Annotated in this window: 16 protein-coding genes; 4 read left to right on the forward strand and 12 right to left on the reverse strand. The window is 50.2% G+C overall.

Annotated features, from left to right (window positions below; genetic code table 11):
- The 3 genes from ACRPK8_RS10440 to ACRPK8_RS10450 form a co-directional block, all read right to left on the reverse strand.
- Nucleotides 1-1,964 (reverse strand): adhesive domain-containing protein (locus ACRPK8_RS10440; RefSeq protein ID WP_432238168.1); only part of this gene is annotated, 1,964 nt, incomplete at its 3' end.
- Nucleotides 1,965-2,282: 318 nt separating this feature from the next.
- Entirely contained in the window at nt 2,283-2,606 is a 324-nt protein-coding gene (locus tag ACRPK8_RS10445) for a winged helix-turn-helix transcriptional regulator (protein WP_432238169.1), read from the reverse strand.
- A 67-nt stretch (nt 2,607-2,673) separates the two neighbouring features.
- A complete protein-coding gene (locus ACRPK8_RS10450) occupies nt 2,674-3,831 on the reverse strand; it encodes an AI-2E family transporter (protein WP_432238170.1) in 1,158 nt (385 codons plus the stop codon).
- A 249-nt stretch (nt 3,832-4,080) separates the two neighbouring features.
- Between ACRPK8_RS10450 and ACRPK8_RS10455 the strand changes: the two genes are divergently transcribed.
- Entirely contained in the window at nt 4,081-6,621 is a 2,541-nt protein-coding gene (locus ACRPK8_RS10455) for a HAMP domain-containing sensor histidine kinase (protein WP_432238171.1), read from the forward strand.
- Nucleotides 6,622-6,726: 105 nt separating this feature from the next.
- Nucleotides 6,727-7,584 (forward strand): NAD(P)-dependent oxidoreductase, encoded by an 858-nt coding sequence (locus tag ACRPK8_RS10460; protein ID WP_432238172.1) that lies wholly within the window; start codon nt 6,727-6,729, stop codon nt 7,582-7,584.
- 240 nt (nt 7,585-7,824) lie between these two features.
- Here the strand turns inward: ACRPK8_RS10460 and ACRPK8_RS10465 are convergent, their stop codons facing one another.
- Entirely contained in the window at nt 7,825-8,607 is a 783-nt protein-coding gene (locus ACRPK8_RS10465) for a flagellar hook-basal body protein (protein ID WP_432238173.1), read from the reverse strand.
- A 14-nt stretch (nt 8,608-8,621) separates the two neighbouring features.
- Nucleotides 8,622-9,410 carry a flagellar hook-basal body protein gene (locus ACRPK8_RS10470; RefSeq protein ID WP_432238174.1) on the reverse strand — a complete coding sequence of 263 codons (789 nt, stop codon included), beginning with the start codon at nt 9,408-9,410 and terminating at the stop codon, nt 8,622-8,624.
- A gap of 273 nt (nt 9,411-9,683) precedes the next feature.
- On the opposite strand from ACRPK8_RS10470, the gene ACRPK8_RS10475 reads away from it, so the two are divergent.
- The gene (locus ACRPK8_RS10475) at nt 9,684-12,494 is read left to right on the forward strand and encodes a sensor domain-containing protein (protein ID WP_432238175.1); all 2,811 of its coding nucleotides are present in this window, start codon (nt 9,684-9,686) and stop codon (nt 12,492-12,494) included.
- Between the two features lie 55 nt (nt 12,495-12,549).
- Here ACRPK8_RS10475 and ACRPK8_RS10480 read toward each other — a convergent pair whose 3' ends face one another.
- Nucleotides 12,550-13,749 (reverse strand): multidrug efflux MFS transporter, encoded by a 1,200-nt coding sequence (locus tag ACRPK8_RS10480; protein ID WP_432238176.1) that lies wholly within the window; start codon nt 13,747-13,749, stop codon nt 12,550-12,552.
- 180 nt (nt 13,750-13,929) lie between these two features.
- Here ACRPK8_RS10480 and ACRPK8_RS10485 point away from each other — a divergent pair, with 180 nt between their 5' ends.
- On the forward strand, nt 13,930-14,799 hold the full coding sequence (locus ACRPK8_RS10485) for a hypothetical protein (protein WP_432238177.1): 870 nt from the start codon (nt 13,930-13,932) through the stop codon (nt 14,797-14,799).
- A gap of 266 nt (nt 14,800-15,065) precedes the next feature.
- Here the strand turns inward: ACRPK8_RS10485 and mreB are convergent, their stop codons facing one another.
- The 6 genes from mreB to atpG all read right to left on the reverse strand — a co-directional run bounded on the left by mreB (nt 15,066) and on the right by atpG (nt 21,116).
- Complete coding sequence (gene mreB / locus ACRPK8_RS10490; RefSeq protein WP_432238178.1) at nt 15,066-16,046, reverse strand: rod shape-determining protein MreB; 981 nt, start codon at nt 16,044-16,046, stop codon at nt 15,066-15,068.
- A 218-nt stretch (nt 16,047-16,264) separates the two neighbouring features.
- The gene (gene murA / locus ACRPK8_RS10495; RefSeq protein WP_432238179.1) at nt 16,265-17,569 is read right to left on the reverse strand and encodes a UDP-N-acetylglucosamine 1-carboxyvinyltransferase; all 1,305 of its coding nucleotides are present in this window, start codon (nt 17,567-17,569) and stop codon (nt 16,265-16,267) included.
- 250 nt (nt 17,570-17,819) lie between these two features.
- The gene (locus ACRPK8_RS10500; RefSeq protein ID WP_230088486.1) at nt 17,820-18,020 is read right to left on the reverse strand and encodes a DUF1146 family protein; all 201 of its coding nucleotides are present in this window, start codon (nt 18,018-18,020) and stop codon (nt 17,820-17,822) included.
- Between the two features lie 349 nt (nt 18,021-18,369).
- On the reverse strand, nt 18,370-18,783 hold the full coding sequence (locus ACRPK8_RS10505; protein WP_053454400.1) for a F0F1 ATP synthase subunit epsilon: 414 nt from the start codon (nt 18,781-18,783) through the stop codon (nt 18,370-18,372).
- Nucleotides 18,784-18,809: 26 nt separating this feature from the next.
- Nucleotides 18,810-20,228: a F0F1 ATP synthase subunit beta gene (gene atpD, locus ACRPK8_RS10510; RefSeq protein WP_023469494.1), complete on the reverse strand. Its 1,419-nt coding sequence runs from the start codon at nt 20,226-20,228 to the stop codon at nt 18,810-18,812.
- Between the two features lie 36 nt (nt 20,229-20,264).
- Nucleotides 20,265-21,116, reverse strand: coding sequence for an ATP synthase F1 subunit gamma (gene atpG / locus ACRPK8_RS10515; protein ID WP_058704130.1), 852 nt, complete (start codon nt 21,114-21,116; stop codon nt 20,265-20,267).
- Nucleotides 21,117-21,155 lie beyond the last annotated feature (39 nt).

Genomic DNA, 21,155 nt, shown 5'->3' on the forward strand with positions numbered 1-21,155 from the left:
TCAGCGTCAGCGTCAGCGTCAGCGTCAGCGTCAGCGTCAGCGTCAGCGTCAGCGTCAGCGTCAGCGTCAGCGTCAGCATCGGCATCGGCGTCAGCATCCGCGTCGGCATCAGCGTCCGCATCGGCATCAGCATCAGCATCAGCATCCGCGTCGGCGTCCGCATCCGCGTCGGCATCAGCATCGGCATCAGCGTCAGCATCCGCATCGGCATCGGCATCCGCATCAGCATCCGCATCAGCATCGGCGTCCGCATCCGCGTCAGCGTCAGCGTCAGCATCGGCGTCGGCGTCCGCATCGGCATCAGCGTCCGCATCGGCATCGGCGTCAGCATCCGCGTCGGCATCGGCATCCGCATCGGCATCCGCGTCGGCATCCGCGTCGGCATCCGCGTCAGCATCCGCATCCGCATCGGCATCCGCATCGGCATCCGCATCGGCGTCAGCATCCGCATCAGCATCCGCATCCGCATCGGCATCCGCATCGGCATCCGCATCGGCATCCGCATCGGCATCCGCATCGGCGTCGGCATCGGCGTCGGCATCAGCATCGGCGTCAGCGTCGGCATCGGCGTCCGCATCCGCATCGGCATCGGCGTCGGCATCCGCATCCGCATCAGCATCCGCATCGGCATCTGCATCAGCATCCGCATCCGCATCGGCGTCAGCATCGGCGTCAGCATCGGCGTCAGCATCGGCATCCGCATCAGCATCCGCGTCAGCGTCGGCATCGGCGTCAGCATCCGCATCGGCATCTGCATCGGCGTCCGCGTCGGCATCAGCATCCGCATCCGCATCCGCGTCGGCATCCGCATCCGCGTCAGCGTCCGCGTCGGCATCAGCATCCGCATCACCATCCGCCTCTTCATTGAAGATAATCGTATCTTGACCATCTAAATCCGCTAGCAGTTGCGCATCGATTGCGGACGTATTCACTACGGATCCTCTCACGACGACTTCGTCTTGAGCGACTCCGGCAGGCTTATCAACAATGATATTGGCACTGACCGATGTTGGTCCCAGTACCTGAACACCTGCCAGTTCATTCGACAGGTTCACTGTATCGTTGGTCACGGCAGTCAACACACCGTTGACTTCCGGCAATAAGTCCTTCACCGGATCCAGTACAGGATCAATTAAATTTCCAGCTAATCCTGTGAGTTCCAAATTCGTAATCGCATCGACTACATCCTGGAGCGCTTCCTGAACGACCTGTTTCGTTACGGTATCCAAGTGATTGCCAAGACCATCACTGAAATCGATGACGATGGATCCATCCGGATTGATGACGATCGGAATCGACTCCTGGTAATCCAACAGGTTGGATAACGCCGTATCGAGGTTTTGTAAATTATCAAGTGCCGTCGTCAATTCGGTTAACCCATTCACCTGCAGCAATCTACCGACTACCGGAAGATTTTGCAGGTTATCGATTCCCGTCAACAAGTTGTTGACGATGGTCGTCACGTCCGCTGTCAACGGATCAAGTTGTGCTTTTAATGTCGGTAAGTCTTCCAGTGTAATCGGCAGCAGTTCGACGCTGACATTCGCATCTCCGTTTGCCGTCATCTTACCGGCCAAGTCTTCGATATTGAAGACGGCTACCCGGTCCGGGTTCAAAACTTCTGCATCGGCTAATCCGACACCGGTCAAATTAAGGGCTAAATCATAGTTATCCGGCTGTTCCGTCAGATTTGCACTGACCGCGACATCTGTCAGCAACTGCACTTCTGCCAGGCTGATCCGGTTCGGTCCTTGCACAAGCGAATTACGGACCGAGTTCGCAAATTGACTTTGCTGCGTTTGAAATTTCTTTTCAGAATTATCAGCCGCTTCGGTTTTCGTATAGGTGAATGAGATTGGAGAGAGGGCGAGGGAGGACGCTGCCAGCAATTTCACTAGTCGTCGTGTGTGGTTTCTGTGGTGTCGATTCATCTTCTTTCGAAAATCCGGTGTCTTTTTCTTCATTTCAACACTCCTTTTCTACGGAAAAAATAATCGTACACCTATTATTATGCCCAAAATACCTATAAAAATATACAATTTTTTACAAAATTAATAGTTATATAGTTCTTATTAACTAGTATTTCAATTGTTAATTTTAGGGAACAATATATTTTAATGATTTTTTATAAATTTACCATTTAATATATATTAAAATTTTATTTCGTTCTATTTTCATCCATTTTGTGTAAAAATGCGATATTTTAGTTTTATATGACCATAATGTTCAAAAACAAAAAAACACCTACGAGCTTCTGCTCGTAGGTGGATGAACCTGCTGATTTAATACTTGATGTGTTGTTTACTCCAGCGAATCGACTCTTTGAACTGACGGACGAGATCTTCTGCCGGTGCGGTTAAATAATAAGCAAGACCATGTACTTTTTCGGACATCTGCTGAATGACGAGCCCATCTTCAATCAATTCCTGCAACTGTTCCAGAATTTGACCGTGCGACTGATCAATCCGTTGCTCAAGTTCGCCGATCGTCAATGCGCCATCTCGCAACAAATAAATGATACTCGACTTGAGGCTGTTCTCGAAGTTGTGCTGAAACTTCTGCAGTGCCAGTAAATCGGCCTGTTCTTCGGTATGACGTGAATCCATCTGATTCCTGCCCCCTTTTTCTTAGCTACTTTTTCAGTATGACGCACTTTTGACCGAATTTCAAAACTCAATCACGATCCGTGACAATCGTATCGAATGTCTTCTCTTCTTGTGTGACGACCATCTTTTTCTGTGTTCGTAAATGATAGAGACGACGAATATTCAAGATGACGACCTTCATGACGGCATAGAACGGAACACCAAGCAAGACACCGAAGAATCCGGCAATGTTTCCGGCAACGAGCAGGACGATGATGATCGTCAACGGATGGACGTCGAGTGTCTTTCCTTGAACGAGCGGTGACATGATATGCGAATCAATCTGCTGCGCAACGGTCATGACGATGATGGCGTAGATGGCGAGGATCGGATCCTGGATGAACCCGACGATCAACGCCGGAATGACACCGAGCACCGGACCGAGGAACGGAATGATGTTCGTCAGTGTCGCAAACAAGGCGAGCAGTAACGCATAATCGATTCCGATGATCAAGTATCCGATATAGGCGATGATGCCGACCCCGATACTGACGATGACCTGTCCCCGGATGTAACTCATGATCGTCAAATGAACATCCCCGAGGATTTTTTTCGTTTCCGTATGGTACTCGTAAGGCATCATCTTAACGAGATTCCCTTTGAGCTTATCGCCGTCAAGCAACATATAGATCAGCATGATCGGGATGATGATGATCGTGACGACCGTCGTCGTCAATACACTGACGAACCCACCGACTCCCGTGCCGATGTTCTTCAGGAACGTCGAAGCGTACTCCGAGATATTACCGGAGAACTTATTGAAGAGATTGTCTTGTCCCGTCATGAAACGAGAGAAGAACGCACTGTTTTCGAGCTGGTCCCGCACATCGATCAATTGACGCTGGAACTGTGCTGCAAGTGTTGGAATCGAATTGACGAATTGCGTGATTTGATCTGACAACATGGGACCAAAAACAAATCCAAGTAGTGTCAGGATCCCGACGAGTCCAAGCAACACAAGAACCACGGCCGGACGCCGTTTCATCTTTTTCTCGAGCAACTCGACGATCGGCAGCAGGACATAATATAGAATCCCGGCGATCGCGAGCGGCGGTGCGACCATCTGAAGCAAAATCGCGACCGGTCGGAACAGGAACGTCACATGATTGCCGATCCAGACGATGATCAGTAGCGTCATGATCCACCAGGCGAACCGGTACCATTTGTTTTCAAACATCTTTTGCATCTGACCACTTCCCTATTTATATGATAAAGTGCAATATCCATTATTGTTTTCCTTAAAACGACGTACTTTAATCCTTATTCTCAAAAAATATATCATTCACTATGAGTTAAGCAATATATGATATATTTGTTTTAGTCATTTTTGCAGATTCAAATTTGCTGGTGTGCGCGTTTCTGCGTAAGATGAATATATTCGGCATTTAAGAAAACTTTTTTATACATGTACAAATAGAATATGGAGGATACCCCAGTGAAATGGATCAATCATACTATCGGTCGCCAATTGATGTTCGCCTTCTATATGGTGTTCGTCGCCCTCAGCATCACGTCTGGGATTGTTTACTTCTATACGGAACAAAAGATTGATCAGGCGAATGCGACCTTCGATGATTTACGCGAACGGCGAACGAACGCGAACGCCCTCGCAAACGAATGGACGATTGCTCAAAGTAATGTCAAATCCTACTTGCTGACCGGCTCAGCTGACTCGCTCGATGCCGTCAAGACGAACCAGCAGGAAATCAACCGACTGACGACATGGTTCGAGACCTATGCGATCTACGAGCAGGGCGAGGAATACGCGACAGCCACCCGTCAGATGTACGATGATTATTTCGGCACATCACTACCGCTCCTGACGGAATACGTCGACGGCAAGAAGGACGGAAAAATCAACGAAGACTTCGTCGATCCGGATACGTTAGCCGCTCTCTCGAACGGTAAAGATCTGTTTACGGCCAATGGCACGTTACGCGGTTCCGTCAGTTTGTCAGACGCCGATGTCGATATGACACGGATCGATACGCTGCTTGCCGATTACCTGACGTTGATTCAAGGCAAGGAAATCGATGCGAAGAATGATCTTTTAAGCGAGATGCGAATTGCCCAGTTCATCTGGCTATCGAACCTCGTCGTCCTGATCCTTGTACTCCTGTCGCTCGTCCGTCCGTTCATCAGCCGGATCACGAAGCAAGTCAATGCCTTGTCTCGAGACAGTGCGATGCTTGCGAGTGGCGAAGACATTCACGAGATCCCGTTACCGAAACGCAAGGACGAGCTGCATACACTGACGGCATCGTTCAATCAGATGGCTGCTTCGATTGCCGACAACAAGGTCCATATGCTCGCGAAGAATGAAGAACTTCAGGCACAACAGGAAGAACTCGTCGCGCAGCAAGAGGAACTGCAAGCGCAGCAGGAAGAACTCGAAGAGGCACTCGATATTACACTGCGGAGTGAGCAGCACCTGAAGTACCGCAATGAATTGACGGAAACGCTCGCTTCGCGCGAAACGTTGACGGCGTACCCGGAAATCATCGAAAAGCTCGTCTCGATCACGAACTCGGAAATCGGAGCATTGCTGTTCCTTGATCAACAGGAAGTCCGCTCGACGATCGATTACGGAATGACAGAAGAGATGGTCGAGCGCGTCGTCTCGGACGATCAATCGCTCTTCCACCGCGCGCGCCTCCTGAAGCGTCCGGTCCATTCCTCGAAGCAGGTGGCACACGAGAGTCCGCTTCCGTACCCGTACTATATGTATGAAGTTGCCGTACCGGTGCTTGATCCTTCGAAGAAACATATGATCGCCTGTATCTATCTCGTCCGTTATCGGGATGCCTTCACGACAGAACAGATGAACGACATCCTGTCCTTCTCGCATCAGCTTTCGCTCTCACTCCTACGGATGGGCGTCTACGAAGAGATGATCCATGAGAAGAACAAAACGACACAGCTGCTGAACTCAATCCGTGAAGCTGTCGTCTATATCGAACATGAAACAGATGAGCTCCTCGTCAATGAACCATTGATGACGCTGTTCCCCGAGGTTCCGACGCAGTTCGAAGATGAGGAACGGACAGCATTCGAACAAACGATGCAGGCCCTCGCTGACATCATCGATGAACCGGCGCCATTCGAGCGTTATATCGAACAAATCGTCGAGCTCGAACTGCCAAAGGATAGTCTGATCGTCTCGATCCGCCGTCAGAGTACGTATATCCAAATCTATGCGGAAAAGATTGAAGTCGACGGCATGTGGGTCGGTACGATGCTCGTCTTGCGTGATGTCACGAAGGAAACGGAAGCAGAGCGGATGAAGGAAGAATTCGTCTCGACGGTTTCGCATGAACTCCGGACTCCTCTTTCTTCGATCTATGGTTTTACGGAACTGATGCTCAACAAACGGTTCGAGGAAGAGCGCCAACGGAAGTATCTCCAGACGATTCACTCGGAGACCGGTCGCCTGACGACACTCGTCAATGACTTCCTTGACGTCCAGCGCATGGAGTCAAGTGAGCACCGTTATGAAAGAAAGACATTCGACGTCGTCGAGCTTGCAAAGGATCTGATTGAGTTCTATGATGTCTCGCATGAGACACATCAGATTGATTTTGAGGCATTGGAACCGATCATGATTGACGGAGATGCGGAAAAAATGAAGCAGCTGCTCAACAACCTGCTCAGCAACGCCGTCAAGTACTCCCCGAGCGGTGGTACTGTCTTGATCCGGATTACGAACGAACTCGGCTTCGCCCAAATCCGGATTCAAGACGAAGGCATCGGGATTCCGCAAGACGCCCTCCCGAAACTGTTCGATAAGTTCTACCGGGTCGATAACTCCGAAACGCGGAAGATCGGCGGCACCGGTCTCGGACTGTCCATCTGTAAGGAGATCGTCAAGCACCACAACGGTACGATCGATGTCGAATCCGTCGTCGGTGTCGGCTCGACCTTTACGATTCGTTTCCCGATCGCTGTCATCTCGACCATCTTGACGTATGAAGACTAAGACTGATCCGACAGACCGTCCACTCCACGTGGGCGGTTTTTTATGCGGTTATCTTCGTTTTCCTACGGGTATAGTCAAAAGCGTATCATCAAAGGAGGAATCAGCATGCAGCTTGGATGGATTGGATTAGGTCATATGGGCGCACCGATGGCAACACGTATGCTCGACGGGGGACATGACTTGATCGTCTACAACTGGACCTATGAAAAAACGAAGCCGTTGACGGATTCAGGAGCAACAGCTGTCAAAAAAGCACAAGACGTAGTACATCAAAGCGATCTCATCTTCGTCATGCTTGCGGACGGACCTGCTGTCGCATCCGTCGTCGAAGACATCAAACCGGATCTTAGCGGTAAAACGATCGTCAACCTCAGTACGATTTCACCAGACGAAACAAAGGAGATGGTCCGTCTCGTCGAAGACAGTGGCGGTACGTATCTTGAATCACCCGTCTCGGGATCCGTTCCGGTCGCAAAAAACGGACAGCTCGTCCTGCTTGCCGGCGGAGACGCCGACGTCGTCTCGACCTGTCAGCCGTATCTTGATCTCTTAGGGAAGGAAACGATCCACTTCGGACCACACGGAACAGGGAGCGCAGCAAAGCTTGCCATCAATCTGCTGCTCGCCGTCGTCGGACAAGGGGTCGCAGAGACGTTACTGCTCGGTGAAGGCGCCGGACTCGATAAAGAGAAACTGATCCAGATGATCAGTGCTTCCGGGATGAATACACCACTCTTTCACGGAAAGCGGGACATGTACCGTAATGATGACTTCCCCTCCGCCTTCCCGCTCCGTCTGATGGCGAAGGATCTTGGTCTCATCACGGAGGAGGCGAAACGACAACGCCTTGACTTGCCGCTCGCAGATGCAGCGAACGCGAGCTATACGGAAGCTAAACCGGCATATGGCGATGCTGATATGGCAGCAATCTATCTCGCGCTGCAAAAATCAGCTTCCAAATGACGACTAAAAAAAAGAATGACGCGTCTTTTCACGCCCTTTCCTCAGGCGAGACTCAAGCCAGTTTTCCCGCTTCATTGAAGCAGGAGCGGGTCTTGTTCGTCTCTGACAGCGCAATGCGCTTTTCCTGTAGGAGTGGCGTGTGACGCGCCATTCTTTTTTACGAGATAAGGGTGGCAGATCATCATTCTGCCACCCTCATCTTTGTAGAGGCCGACATTTGAGTCAGCCCCTTTTCATGTCTTATTTTAATGACGTGACGATTCCCATCATCTGGTCGCTCGTCATCAACGCCTTCGAGTTGAACTGATAGGCCCGTTGAAGTTGCGTCAAGTTCGTCATCTCAAGCGCCATGTCGACGTTTGATGTCTCGAGTCGCCCGACCGTCAACGGGTTTCCGGCGGCATTCTGATATTGTCCGGTCGCTGTGAATAATCCGCCACCGACTTCCGTCAATTCCCCGTAGTTCGGAATGTCCGCGACACCGATCCGGGCGAGGACACGCCGGTCTCCATTGATGATCCCGGTGATGTTCCCGTCTTTGTTCAATTCGATTTCTGTTGCATTCGCTGGTAAGACGATCGGATCATTTGCCTGATTGATGACGGAACGTCCGACATCATCCGTCAGCAGGACTTGTCCGTTCGCTTGCGGCGACAACTGGAAGTTTCCGTCCCGCGTGAACTTCGTGACCCCGTCCGTATCGATGACGCCAAAGAAATGATGCGGGTTACCGAGTGCCGCATCAAGCTTCCGGTCCGTCGTCTTGAACGTTCCGACGCCAAAACGGGTCGCTTCGTTCGCGACATATCCACCGACACCGAGTCGTAATCCGATGGGCGTCGTCAGTGGTCCCGGTGTAAAACCGGTCGCTTGATTGTTGATATTGCGGACGAGTAGTTCGTTGAACTGGGCATCACGTCGTTTATAGCCGTTCGTGTCGACATTGGCAAGATTTTGACCGGTCGTATCCAGTTGTTTTTGCAACTGTCCCATCGTACTTGCGGATGTATAGATTGATTGCATCAGATCCTCCTCATTTAGCGAACGCGTCCGATTTCGGAAACCGCTTTTTCGGCTGTCCGGTCGTACGCTTGGATGACTTTTTGATTGGCTTCGAATTGGCGGAGACCAGCATTCATCTCTGCCATCGTCTGTTCGATTTCGACGTTCCCCAGTTCGAGGACACCCTGATCGACCCGGACGTTTCCGCCATTCAACGGATTCTCAGAACGGAACAATCCGTTGCCCGTCCGTTCGAGCGTCTCCGGCTGATCCGTTACGACAAGACCGAGATTCCCGATCGCCTGTCCGTTACCGTCCGTGACGGCACCGTCCGCATCGACTAGGAAATCTTCATTGACGACGTTAAGCGGTTGACCGTTCGTATCGAGCACGAGGTCGTTTTCCGTCGTCCGGAGTAAACCGTCCTGTCCGACCGCGAATTGTCCGTTTGCCGTATAGAGTGTTTCTTCGTCTCCCGTCAACGGGTCCCGATGACGAATCGTAAAGAGTGGTGTTCCTTCAAGCGAACTGATTTGCATATCCGTCGCATTGCCCGTCTCCGTGATCGAGCCTTGCGCGAAGTTCGGTGTCGCCGCCTGCATGAAGACACCGGTCGCAAGTTTACCGATGGTTGCGACTCCACGCACACCGGTCCGTTCATTGTTTGCCGTCTGCTGGATCAGCATCTCTGGAAACGTCCGGAGTGATGCCTGATCGGCGCGGAAGCCCGGCGTCCGCGCATTCGCCAAGTTGTTGCTGAGCATCTCCTGTTGGCGTTGTAATGCCTGCATCGCATTTGACGCCGTGTACATTCCTCGTAACATCTATTCATCTCCTCATTGACTTCATGTTCAATTCTTTCCTTTTAGTATATCGGTCGGTTTGCCGTGAATTATGAGTTTTTTTGAACAAAAAGGGAATGTCAGGCAGAGATGCATCAAAAGACCTAATAAATTTCATTATCCTCTTTTATAACGATTTACATATTAAAAATTGACAAATATTGCTATGATGTTGATAACAAAAACATGATCCTCGAGGTGAATCCTATGAGCTTCTTTAAAAAACGTGCCACTGAACGAACTGTGCCTGGATCTTTGGATTTACACTCACTGTCCGACGTCACCTATTTTTTAGAACATCATCCGGATGCCGTCTATACGATGGACACGAAGGGGCATTTCATCTCCTTCAATAATAAATTTCCTCTCCTTCTCGGCTATAACCGGGAAGAACTTCGACGGCTCCATTTCGAAAAATTGCTTAAAATAGATGAGATTGCATCCGTCAAACAATACAAGAAACGCGTCTATTCCGGTGAAACCGTCCATTTTACGGCACCGGTCCGTCACAAGGACGGGCATTTCCTGACACTGAACGTCGCGAACATCCCGATTTACGATCAAGGTGTCATCATCGGTCTATACGGGATTGCCCGTGACGTGACACATCAACAGGAACTGCGGACTGATTACCAGCGCTTGTTGACAAAAGAACGCTTGACGAATTCGATCGAAGGCGTCAGTTTCCTCGAGTACTTTCCTGTCTCAAAAGAAATCGTCACGTCCCCCTCACTCGCCGCACTACTCGAACTCTCCAAAAAACACATCGCGAAGATGGATACGTATGATTTCCTAGAGGAGTTGCATCCTGAGGATCGTCCGGTTTTCCGTGAACAAAGCCGCGCCTTACACGCAGGAGAAATTCCGTCCTTCGCGATGACATTACGGATGGGACGTCGCGATCGGTTCCAAAAAATCATTCACTGCGAAGGCTTGATTCAGACGGATACTGTTCCAAGTTCGATCCTGTTCATCCTCAAGGATACGACACCACTCCTCCAACTCGAGCAGGAACGCGATCTCGCGATTGCCTCTCTCAAAAAATTCTTTACGTCTTTGCATACGACGGCTTATGAGCACCGTTACAGCGACAATACCGTGACATTCCTGGCTTCCGGTTTTCTCGAACCGTACAGCGAACACCTCCGACGTATCGAACAGGATCACCAACTGTGGACGAAACTCGTCTCTTCAGAAGATCTCGTCGTCATGAAGGAAGCCTATCCGAAGATTCGCCAAGGTGAAATCGTCCGTCTCGTGTACCGACTCAATTTCCCGAATCGTCAATTTTGGGTAGAGGAGACCTGTATCCCGATCATGGATCCGAGCGGCGATGTCCTCGGTCACTATGGTGTTTCGACCGACATCACCCGACTGAAAGAACAGCAACATGAGATTTGGCACCTATCGATGCATGATCCGATCACTGACCTCCCGAATCATGCCTTTACGCTTGAACAGATCCGGGAGTTACTGAAGCAACGTGCTCCCTTTACGATACTCACCGTCACCTTCAACCAGCACAGCCGGCTTGCTGAGCGTTTCGGTCACGAGATCGGTGAGGAGTGGATGCGACAGACAAGTGCTGCCGTAAAAAGACTGATCAAAAAAGAGGTTTTCATCGGTCATCTATTCGGTGATAAGTTCCTGATCATCCTGAAAGGAAAGATCGATGAGACCCGTGCCATCGGACTTGCAAATCAATTGATCGAACTGACCTATCACCGGTTCGACGTCCTGTCCTATGAATTGTTCTCAAAAGTTTTCGTCGGGATCACCTATTCCGTGCATCACGATCATACGGCAGAGGAACTGATCAAACAGACGTATACCGCGTTGCGTCGGGCAAAATCAATTTCTAAAAGTAATTTTCAATTCTACTCATCGAAACTGGATATCACGATGTATCGCCGTTATCAGCTTGAACGCGATCTCCGTCATGTCATCAGTCGCAATCAGCTGTTTCTCGAGTATCAACCGAAAGTCGACAGTTGGAGCGGTCGTATCGTCGGTGCCGAGGCCTTGATCCGCTGGAACCATCCGGAGTGGGGACGGCTTGCACCAAAGGATTTCTTATCTCTGTCAGAAGAAAGTGATCTCTATATCCACATCGGAGACTGGGTTCTCGATCAAGCCTGTTGCCTGATCCGGGAAGTGATGGATGAACAGCCGGAGGAGGTCGTACCGCTATCAATCAATCTTTCCCCGAAGCGACTGTTCTATGGCGATTTCGCCCAAATCGTCGAACAACATCTGAAAAAGCATGCTGTACCCGGTCACCTGTTAGAAATCGAGCTGCTTGAATCCGATGTCCTGCTCGAAGGCGGTCAGGTACTCGAGACACTCGACCGTCTCGTTGATCTCGGTATCAAACTGTCACTCGACGATTTCGGTACCGCCTATTCCTCGATTTCCTATGTCCAGCGTTATCCGGTGCATTGCCTGAAAATCGATCGTTCATTTGCGATTCACGCCGAACACGACAAGAAGAGCCTCTCGGTCATTAAAAGCGTCATCTATATGGCGAAGGAGTTCGGTCTGACCGTCGTCGCCGAGGGAATCGAAAACATGCAACAGCTACAGCTGTACCGGGAACTAGAATGCGACATGATCCAAGGGTACCTCTTCAGCAAACCGGTCGATATCGAGACCTTTAAGCAGTTATTGGCTCAAGGGACGCTTTATCCGCAAGATACAGGAACGGCTCCCCCGAAAGAACCGATTCTCAGTCTCCATGCGCACGTCACGATTTCCAAATTAAACGGCAAGACGATTCAAGTCGGCTCTTCGCCGATCCTGATCAATCGCTGTACGAACCGGACGATCTCTTTCTATTCATCGATTCGTCTACCCGTCGAGCACGAGTTGGAGCTGTCGCTTCAATTGCACCAGTTAACACATCCAGACATCCTCATCACACCGACATCGATTTCCGAGCTCGATAACGGACTTTTCTATTACGTCGCTGACTTCCATGTCCGTGCCCTGTCCCTCATCGTCCAAGAACAGTTGAACCATTCCCATCATTCCCGTGTCGACGACTTCTTCGAACAGTCGTCTGTATGAAAAAAGGGACTAATTCAAAAAATAAGGGTGGCAGATCATTCTGCCACCCTCAACTTTAGTTATTCGGATTTTTATTCAAGACAGCGGTCTGTGAACGTTCCAGTACCGCATTCGTGATGACGATCAAACCGGTGAAGAGGAACAACGCTTCAAAGCCGAAATGACCGGCAATCTGACCACCTGCGAGTGGTCCGAGGAAGTTCCCCATGAATTGCGCCGATTGGTTGTAACCGAAAATCCGACCAGACGAATTCGCTGGCGTGTGTTTACGGAGCAACGCTTGGACCGATGGCATCAATGCGGCCGTCGCAAATCCGATGCCCATTCGCAAGACGATCAACTGACTTGTATCCGTGACGAACGCCTGCGGAATCAGGAATGCCGCAAAGACGAGTAAGGCAAAGAATAAGACGCGTTCAGCACCGATCTTATCAGACAGCCGACCGAGCCGTTGCGCTGCAATCAAGGCGGCAATCCCGGGTGCAGAGGCCACGATTCCGGATAGCAAAGCGAGTCGTTCCGTGCCCGGACTGAGTTCCCGAACATACAGCGACAGGATCGGACTGATCGATTGTGCCGCGAACTGAATCAGGAACGTCGTTAAGAAGAGACTTAAAATCAATTCCGGATGACGGAGTGATTGAATGACTTCTTTGGCAGACGCCATCTTTTTGACTTCCAGTGGTACGAACTCTTCTTTGACGAAGAAATAAGTAACGAGGAACGTGATGAAGAGCGGCACGCTCGTAAAGAGAAAAACGGGTCGAAGCCCAACTACGTCGGCGAGGAATCCTCCAATCAGAGGTCCTAGCAATCCACCGGCAATCCCACCGGTCGACAAGGTGCCGAGCGCCCAGCCACTTTTCTCTTTCGGGGTTTGAGAAGCAATGAGTGTGATACCGGCTGAGATGAATCCGGATACGGCACCCATGACAAGACGAAGGAATACGAGTTGATAGACGTCTTGGACGAAACTAATCAAGAACATGACGATCGACATACCGAGACTTGCGCGAAGCAACATCAGCTTACGCCCTTTTCGATCGGCGAGCCGTCCCCAGATAGGTGAGACGATCGCAGCGACGAGGAAGGTCGCACCAAAGGCGATCCCGGACCATGTCGTAATATCCTGACGGCTGTCGACACCGAGTTCTTCAATGAATAAAGGCAAAAACGGTAAAACAAGACTGAGGGCAGCGGCGGTCAAAAAGCTACCGAACCAGACGACGACTAAATTTCTTTTCCACAATGGCATTGTGGCATCACTTCCTTTTATTTGACAGTTCGTTTCAATGCAACAACTTTTAATATACACTTCACAATGTGAAATGTCTAGGATTTGAACTGTCAAAGTGTAGAACAGGACCTTTGATGGATATAAGCTATCGTACTTCAACCGATAGTAAGGTAATCCACACGAAGGAGTGAAATTGAAATGAAACGCTTTTTGATTGGCGTAGTCTGTCTGTCGTTGCTTCAATTCGGACTACCACTCAAGAGTTCAGCTGCCGTTTCCGTCACTCGTCACACGGTCATCTGGTCCATCCCGGAGGCCAAATCCATTTCAACGAAGATCAATCAGCTGGCAAACAGACAGATGAAACGTGTCTATCTGCATGTCGCTGTCGAGGGTGACCGTACTCTCTACCGAACGTTCGTTGAAAAAGCGCATGCTGTCGGCATCGAGGTCTACTTCCTCTTCGGGCAGCCGCGCTGGATCACAAACGAAGGAACGACAGCTCGACCGAACGTCGAGGACCCGTTAGCCTGGATTTCGACCTATCAACAAGAAACGATTAGTCACCCGGATGGCATCAGTGTCGATCTCGAACCGTATGCCTTACCGGAATGGGAGACGGACCGGACTCGTGTCATCGCCTCCTATGAGCGGATGCTGCTTGCTTTCCGTGAGAAAGCATCTGCTGAAGAGTTACCGCTCCAACTGTTCCTACCGTTCTGGTTCCATACGATTCAGGATGCGAGCGGTCGTCCGCTCAGCGAATGGGCGATGGAACTCGCTGACGAAGTCACGTTGATGAGTTACCGGACCGTCTATGGTGGTGGGAACGGACTCGGTGCCATCACGCTGACGGACGCCCTTTATGCGGTGAGTCACGGGTATCGCCTCTCGTACGCGATCGAGTTCACGGAACTTCCGGAGACACCAGACATTACGTTCTACGGCAAGACACGGACGCAGCTGAATCAGCTCGTCAATCAGACGATGGCAAGTTCCCTGCCACCAACCGCGATCGTCTATCACGATTTTGAGGCGTACCAGGCTTTCATGCGTAGTACGCAGTGAGAACACAAAGATTCGAAACGAAGGCATAGGAAAAGACTTGCTATCATTGATCCGACTCCTACAGGAAAAAGCGCAAATTTTTGCGCTGTCAGAGACGAACAAGACCCGGGTTCACTGTTATACGAACAGTGAAGACTGGCTTGTGTCTCGCCTGAGGAAAGCGGGTCAAATGGAGCAAGTCTTTCTTTTCTTCAACATCGCCCAAAAATAAAAAGCGGTTCTTCCCATTACTGAGAAGAACCCTCTTTTAATCTATCTCGATGTTCTTACTTTCCGAGGTTATCAAGCATGATCCCTGTACCGCGTGCGACACATAACATCGGATCTTCTGCAATCAGAACCGGTAGACCAAGCTCTTTTGCAAGCAGTTGATCGATTCCGTCCAGCAACGCGCCCCCACCCGTCAGGATGATCCCGCGATCGATGATGTCCGCTGCAAGCTCCGGCGGTGTCTTCTCAAGGACACGTTTCGTCGCTTCGACGATCTCCATCGCTGCTTCTTCAAGCGCCTCGTGCATCTCTTCCGATGTCACCGTGATGTTGTGTGGTAAACCCGTCACGAGATTGCGTCCACGGATATCCATCTGCTCGCGACGTCCGTCTTCCGAGACCGTCGCGACCGTCGTCTTGACAGCTTGTGCCGTCCGTTCTCCGATGATCAACTTATGCGTCTCTTTGATCGCACGGATGATATCGTGATCAAATCGGTCACCTGCGACCTTAATCGTTTCGCCACATACGATATCCCCCATCGAGAGGACGGCGACGTCCGTTGTTCCACCACCGATATCAATGACCATGTGCCCTGCTGGCATCCAAATGTCCATACCGGCACCCACTGCTGCGACCTTCGGCTCGACTTCGAGGAAGACCGTTTTTGCGCCTGACTTTTCACCGGCTTGACGAATCGCTTTCGCCTCGACCGTCGTGATGCTTGCTGGTGTACAGATCAACATCCGGACTCCACCGAACATCTTCCGGACTTCAATCTTATCGATGAAATGACGGAGCATCGCTTCCGTCATTTCGAAGTCGGCGATGACACCGTCTTGAAGCGGACGAATGGCAACGATATTCCCTGGTGTCCGACCCACCATCAAATGGGCTTCTGTTCCCACTGCATGAATCTTTCCTGTTGCCTTATCAATTGCAACGACCGATGGCTCATCGAGGACGATTCCTCTTCCTTTTACATGAATGACGACATTCGCCGTCCCTAAGTCGATTCCGATATCTTTTGAAAACATCTCGTGTGCTCTCCTTTACCCACTGGCTATTCTTCCAAAATATAGAACGTCGTTTGGACGTCTAACCCATTTATGTATACATACCTTTCAATTCTAGCACACGCCCCATCGTGAAACGACTTTCTTTTTCGGCTTTTCTCATTTCATTGTCATCATTTTAAAAAGACACTAAAAAAGAGCATCTTCCCGCAATTGGGATGATGCTCTTGAATGAGTGCTTACAGTTTTGTTGCAGCTGATTCTTCAACGACTGTTGCTTCTTCAGTTACACGTTCTACGTCTGCACCAAGTGCCTGTAACTTCAAGTGGAAGTCGACGTATCCGCGGTCGATGTGGTGAAGTGCACCAACGCGTGTTTCACCTTCAGCAATCAAGCCTGCTGTGACGAGTGCTGCACCTGAGCGAAGGTCTGTCGAGAGAACTTCTGCCCCTTGCAACTGTACGCCGCCATTGATGATCGATGAACGACCCTCGATTTTGATGTCAGCGTTCATGCGACGGAACTCCTCGACGTGCATGAAGCGGTTTTCGAAGACTGTTTCCGTGATGACCGATGTGCCGCCTGCTTTGAGGACAAGTGCCATCATTTGAGCTTGAACGTCTGTCGGGAAGCCTGGGTGCGGCATCGTTTTGACGTCGACTGCTTCAAGCTTCGCTGGACCGACGACACGGAGACCTTCTTCTGTATCCGTGATCTTAACGCCCATTTCTTCCATCTTCGAGATGAGAGGGCGAAGGTGTTCGCGCTCTGCCCCAATGACTTCGACGTCACCTTCTGTGATCGCTGCTGCGATCATGAACGTACCCGCTTCGATCCGGTCTGGAATGACGTAGTGTGTCGCACCGCGTAATGTCTCAACGCCTTCGATGCGGATTGTTTCCGTACCTGCACCGCGGACTTTTGCGCCCATTGCGTTCAAGAAGTTCGCGAGGTCGACGATTTCTGGTTCTTTTGCGACGTTCTCGATGACTGTCGTGCCTTCAGCGAGTGTCGCTGCCATCATGATGTTTTCTGTCGCACCGACAGATGGGAAATCGAGGTAGATTTTTGCACCTTGGAGACGACCGTCTACATGTGCTTCTACGAATCCGTTTCCGATGATTGTTTTCGCACCCATCGCTTCGAACCCTTTCAGGTGAAGATCAATTGGACGTGAGCCGATCGCACAACCGCCCGGCATCGCGACACGTGCGCGACCGAGACGCGCGAGTAATGGTCCCATGACGAGAATCGATGCCCGCATCTTACGAACGTATTCAAGTGGTGCCTCATCCTTGAGATTCGGCTCAGCGTTTACCGTTACCGTATTTGCGTCAGCGTCGAACTCGACTTCTGCATTCAAGTTGCGCAAGACGTTATTGATTGTATAGACGTCTGCTAGACGTGGTACGTTTTGAAGGACTGATTGACCCTCTGATGCAAGTAATGTCGCGACGAGTGTTTTTAAAACCGCGTTTTTTGCACCTTCTACTTTGACTGTTCCAGCTAATTTACGTCCGCCACGGACAACGATTTTTTCCATTCTCCCTACTCCTCTGCTTCGTTTCTGTTCTAGTATGTTCAATTCGTGATTGGTGAGGATCATAGTTGGAATTCAACGAATGTTAGAAAAGAAACTTCCCTATAGTTGATCTCTTGCTCCAAAGCCAATACGACGTTCGATTGTAGTGTTAGATGATTGCTAATTGACCGTGTTCCTTCATTAAAAGAACAGTGTCCTGTTCCATGTTAAAACAAATTACCATTTCAGGGTTTACAATGCAGTTACAAGTTCACCCGATTAAAAATTGAAGACGCTGTGCAAAACCGGCATAGTCCAATAAGAAGCGTGCGACGATCGATCCGAGCGCTATTGCGAGTATCGTACGTAAGGCAACCGCATGCGGTCCTTTAGGATGTTGCAGGATTTTCTCCCATTTGACTGGTAATAGCGACCACCAAGCGAGTAGAATCGCCACGATATAAACCAACATACTCACTAACGCACTTACACCAATAGACGTCACGTTCGTTGCACCTCTTCTTCATAGTTTCTCCAACTTTACTATGATTTCATAAAATGAATGATTGCGCAAACAAAAAAGAACACGCTGAATTAATTTTAGCGTATAAAATATATTTATTGAAGATAAAAATCACATACCTATTAAAAAATGTTGAAGATTCCGTGAAGACGAGGCATATAATGTACTTTTACTCTTTTCCGGCATTTTAAACCTATATCATTTAGACACTAGTGAAATCGGTTGTCTTTTGAAAAATCATTGATGCATCGTACAAAAAAGACCCGATTCCACAAAGGGAACCGGGTCTTTCATCAAATCAATCGCGACCGTAGTCTTTCAGGCTGAGACGGTTGATTGCCCGTTTCAACGAAAGCTCTGCGCGTTTGAATTCGAGTTCTGATAGTTTCGTGTCCTGGAGACGACGTTCTGCACGAACCTTCGCAGCTGCAGCACGGTCGTAGTCGACCTTGTCTGCTTGCTCCGCAGTTTCCGCAAGAACCGTTACAGTATCCTGGCGCACTTCCATAAAGCCACCGCTGATAGCGATCAACGTGCGTCCGCCATCTTCGTGGCGCAACTTCAAGATGCTGATATCGAGTGGTGTCACGAGTGGGACGTGGTGCGGGAGAACCCCGATCTCACCAGAAATCGTCTTCGCAACGACCATACGGATATCGCCATCATACACTTCGCCATCCGGGGTGACGATATTGACATGAAGTGTGTTCATCTCAAGTCCCCCTTATGCTTTGTCACTTAGACAAGCGCCTTCGCTTTTTCAATCGCATCTTCGATCGGACCGACGAGACGGAATGCTTCTTCCGTTAAGTCATCGTGTTTACCTTCGAGGATTTCTTTGAAGCCGCGGATCGTGTCCTTAACTGGGACGTACGATCCTTTTTGTCCTGTGAACTGCTCAGCTACGTGGAAGTTCTGCGACAAGAAGAACTGGATACGACGCGCACGGTGTACAGTCAATTTGTCGTCTTCTGACAACTCGTCCATACCGAGGATCGCGATGATATCTTGAAGTTCTTTATAACGCTGAAGTGTTTCCTGAACTTGACGTGCAACACCATAGTGCTCTTCGCCGACGATTTCCGGTGAAAGGGCGCGTGATGTCGAAGCAAGTGGATCCACGGCAGGATAGATCCCCATCTCAGAGAGACGGCGCTCAAGGTTCGTCGTTGCATCTAAGTGAGCAAACGTCGTCGCAGGAGCCGGGTCAGTATAGTCATCGGCTGGTACATAAACCGCTTGGATCGATGTAACCGAACCTTTGTTTGTTGATGTGATCCGCTCTTGGAGCATACCCATCTCTGTTGCGAGTGTCGGCTGGTAACCAACGGCAGATGGCATACGACCGAGAAGGGCCGATACCTCAGAACCCGCTTGTGTGTAACGGAAGATGTTATCGACGAAGAGAAGAACGTCTTGTCCTTGCTCATCACGGAAGTATTCTGCCATCGTCAAACCAGTCAAGGCAACACGAAGACGTGCACCCGGTGGTTCGTTCATCTGACCGAAGACCATCGCTGTTTGTTTGATAACGCCTGAATCCGTCATCTCGTGGAACAAGTCATTTCCTTCACGTGTCCGCTCACCAACACCTGCGAATACCGAGATACCGCTGTGCTCTTGGGCGATGTTGTTGATCAATTCCTGGATGAGGACGGTCTTACCTACACCGGCACCACCGAAGAGACCGATCTTACCACCCTTGATGTAAGGAGCGAGCAAGTCGACGACTTTGATTCCAGTCTCGAGGATTTCAACTTTCGTTGAAAGGTTATCGAAAGTCGGTGCTTTTTTGTGGATCGGAAGACGTTCCACGTCAGCAGCGATTTCTTTTTCATCAATTGGGTTACCGAGTACGTTGAAGACGCGACCAAGTGTCGCTTCTCCGACGGGTACCGAGATTGGAGCATTCGTATCGAGTACTTCCATTCCACGGCGTACTCCATCCGTAGAGTCCATCGCAATGGTACGGACGACGTCGTCACCAAGGTGCAGGGCGACCTCAAGCGTCAAGTCGATAGCCACTTCTTCTACAGTTTGCGGCGTATATTGAATACGGAGCGCGTTGTAGATGTTCGGTAAGTGTCCTTCGAACTTAACGTCGATGACAGGTCCCATGACCGCGACGACGCGGCCTTTTAAACCGAGTTCGTTCATCGTGTTTCCTCCTACCTATCGTTACGCCAGTCGGGATTACTGCTGCGCAGCAGCCCCACTGACGATCTCTGTGATTTCTTGCGTGATCGCAGCTTGTCGAGCTCGGTTGTAGACGAGAGTCAATCGACCGATCAAGTCATCTGCGTTATCTGTCGCACTTTGCATTGCTGTCATACGTGACGCATGTTCTGCTACTTTCGCGTCAAGAAGCGCACCGAAGATCAAGCTCTCCGCATAACGCGGGAGGAGTTCTGCAAGGATTTGTTCCTCGCTTGGCTCGTACTCATAAGTCGTCGAAGACGAAGCTTCGATTTCTCCGAGTGGGAGAAGGGTTTCGACTTTCACTTCCTGGCTGATGACAGACAAGAAGTGGTTGTAGCACAGCTTGAGCTCGTCGATTTCGCCGATCGTGAACGCACTCACTGTGCGCTTCACGATCTCAGCGACGTCGACATACGAAGGAGAATCGTTCAAACCTGTGATCGCATCCGTGACCGTGATTCCGCGTGAACGGAAGAACTGGACACCGACTTTACCGACCACGAAGAGAACGTAACTGTCCGTAGTATGCTTTTCTTTGATTTCCCGGTAGACTTCACGCAGCACGTTGGCGTTATATGCACCAGCTAAGCCGCGATCCGATGTGATGACGATGTAGCCCGTCTTTTTGACGGGACGTTTCTCGAGCATCGGATGGCTCGCACCTGTCGTGCCATTCGCAATGGTTCCGAGTACCTCTTGCATTTTCAGCATGTAAGGTTGGAACTTCGCGCTATGTGCTTGAGCGCGGTTCAGTTTCGACGCCGAAACCATGTTCATCGCTTTCGTGATCTGTTTCGTACTTTTCGTCGAGTTGATCCGCGTTTGTATCTCGCGCAACGATGCCATTTCGATTCACCACCTTGTTAGTTTCAAGAGCGTTCCGCC

The organism is Exiguobacterium sp. TDN 0502 (assembly GCF_050846835.1).
Classification (GTDB): Bacteria; Bacillota; Bacilli; order Exiguobacteriales; family Exiguobacteriaceae; genus Exiguobacterium_A.